This is a genomic window from Bradyrhizobium sp. P2_E8, assembly GCF_056403875.1.
This window is the reverse complement of record NZ_JBFUES010001170.1, coordinates 1-2,104: the sequence shown is the minus strand read 5'-3', so window position 1 is coordinate 2,104 and position 2,104 is coordinate 1. Positions and strand designations below refer to the sequence as shown.

General features: G+C 65.9%; 2 protein-coding genes and 1 pseudogene. All 3 read left to right on the top strand.

Features of this window, described 5'->3' with window-relative positions:
- Window positions 1-596: DUF445 family protein (locus AC1D00_RS38180; protein WP_477014231.1), on the top strand; the 596-nt coding region annotated here is incomplete at its 5' end.
- 187 nt (window positions 597-783) lie between these two features.
- Window positions 784-1,554, top strand: coding sequence for an alpha/beta fold hydrolase (locus tag AC1D00_RS38175; RefSeq protein ID WP_404554138.1), 771 nt, complete (start codon window positions 784-786; stop codon window positions 1,552-1,554).
- A gap of 113 nt (window positions 1,555-1,667) precedes the next feature.
- Window positions 1,668-2,104 (top strand): annotated as a pseudogene (locus AC1D00_RS38170) (phenylacetic acid degradation operon negative regulatory protein PaaX); the annotation flags it as partial.

Genomic DNA, 2,104 nt, shown 5'->3' with positions numbered 1-2,104 from the left:
TGCTCAGGCTCTACCGCGCCGACAAGTTTCTGGTGAACAAGATCGTGGCGTCCGCTACCGCTTTCTTCAATGAGGTGCGCAGCGATGCCAAACATCCGTTCCGCGGCGAGTTCGACCGCATGGTGCTGAGCTTCGTCGACCGGCTCGGCACCGACCAGGCCTATATCGATCGCATCGACGGATTGAAACGCGATCTGCTGGCGCGGCCCGAGCTCGCCGATCTCGCCCGCACCGTCTGGGCCAACACACGCTCCTTCATCGAGCGCAGCGCCTCCGGCGAGACGCAGGTGCTTCAGCATCATCTCGCCGGCATGTTCGTTGCCGCGGGCGAGGCGCTCGCCGGCGATGCCGAACTGCGCGGCGAGATCAACAAGGGTCTGGTGACGGTCCTGCGCAGCTTCGTCGCGGATCAGAAGAGCGGCGTCTCCACCTTCATCTCCGACCAGGTCAAGGCGTGGGACATGGCGCAGCTGATTTCGCTGATTGAAATCAACATCGGCCGCGACCTGCAATACATCCGCTTCAACGGCTCGCTGATCGGCGGGCTGGCCGGACTTGCGCTCTACTCCGTAGAATCCCTGCTTCGATTGCTGTGACTTTTGCGTCACGGACGTTAGCATTAACGCGCGGGCCTATTGTGGCCCCGCGTCTCTCCCGCTTGAATGTCGGGAACCGGCCGCCTAGCTGATTCATGTTGCGCTGCGGAACGTTCAAGAAGCCGGCGTATTGGAATTCATGCCCATTGCCGGCATCGCGGCCGGCGCCTTCCCAAGGGAAACATTGATGACCGCTACTGCCCAGACGCTGCGCCCGCCGTCCCGTACCCTGATGTTTCTGGAGGGGCGCGCGATCCACGAGTTCGGCGCATTCCTCGGTGCGCTGCCGCTGCTGAGCCTCGCGCCGCGCGGCGATGGGCATCCGGTGCTGGTGCTCCCGGGCCTTGTCGCCTCCGACGCGTCCACGCGTGCGCTGCGCACGTTTCTGTCCGGCAAGGGCTACGCGGTGAGCGGCTGGCGCCAGGGMCGCAACTACGGCCTGCGTCCGGGCGTGCAGCATGCGATGGTCGATCTGGTCCAGGAGCTCAGCGACACACATGGCCGCAAGATCAGCCTGGTCGGCTGGAGCCTCGGCGGCCTCTATGCGCGCCAGCTCGCCAAGATGATGCCCGAGCGCGTGCGTCAGGTGATCACCCTCGGCAGCCCCTTTGCCGGCGATCCGCGCTCCACCAATGCCTGGCGCGTCTACGAATGGGCGAGCGGGCAGAAGGCCGATCAGGTCGATCCGCGCTTCGGCGGCGAACTCGCCGTGCCGCCGCCGGTGCCGACCACCGCCATCTTCAGCCGCACCGACGGCGTCTGCGCCTGGCAGGGCTGCATGGAGAAGTCGGGCGCGCAGACCGAGAGCATCGAGATCGAGAGCAGCCATTGCGGTATGGGGCATCACCCCGCCGCGGTTTATGCCGTAGCTGACCGGCTTGCGCAGAAGGAAGGCCAGTGGATGCCCTTCGACCGCAGCGGCTGGCGCAGCCTGGCGTATCCCGATCCGCATCGGTGATGCTTCCTTCGCCTCTCCCCGCGTGCGGGGAGAGGAAGAAGATTGAGAAAGCGTCCACTTCGCGTCGCTCCCGTCCATTGTCGCGCCTGCACCAAACGCGCTATGCCTCGCGCATGGCGCATCCGCTTTCCCGTATCATCGACCAGCTCAAGCGCGAGCCGTCGCGCACCGGCTCCATCGTCATCACCGTGTTCGGCGACGCCATCGTGCCGCGCGGCGGCTCGGTGTGGCTCGGCACGCTGCTGGAATTCTTCGAAAGCCTGGACATCGACAGCGGTGTGGTACGCACCGCGATGTCCCGCCTGGCGGCTGACGGCTGGCTGACGCGTGAAAAGGTCGGCCGCAACAGTTTCTATCGTCTTGCCGACAAGGGCCATCAGACCTTTGAGGCCGCGACGCGCCACATCTACGATCCGCCATCGTCGGACTGGACCGGGCGTTTCGAGTTGCTGCTGATCGGCAATGGCGAGGACCGCGACGCCTCGCGCGAGGCGCTGCGCAATGCCGGCTTCGGCAGCCCGCTGCCGGGCGTGTGGGTTGCGCCGTCGGG